1 protein-coding gene is annotated in these 223 nt (G+C 75.8%); it reads left to right on the plus strand.

Annotated features, from left to right (window positions below):
* Positions 1 to 223 (plus strand): hypothetical protein (locus C7C46_RS33675; protein ID WP_146259347.1); only part of this gene is annotated, 223 nt, incomplete at both ends.

The following is a 223-nucleotide window of genomic DNA, read 5'->3' on the forward strand; positions in this document are numbered from 1 at the left end:
GTGCGGGCCGAGGAGCACCGGATGACGCTCTACGCCCCGGTGAAGCACGTGACCGGCCGCGGTGACACCCTCAACAGCCCACTGCTGACCGTCGAGTGCTGGTCCCCGGCCGAGGGCGTGATCGGGGTGCGTACCACCCACCACGCCGGATCGGTGCGCCGCGGCCCGGAGTTCGCGCTGGCCGGCGCCGAGGCGGGCACCGGCAAGGTGCGGCGGGGGGGGG

Origin of the sequence: Streptomyces tateyamensis, from assembly GCF_003205575.1 — a bacterium.
Classification (GTDB): Bacteria; Actinomycetota; Actinomycetes; order Streptomycetales; family Streptomycetaceae; genus Kitasatospora; species Kitasatospora tateyamensis.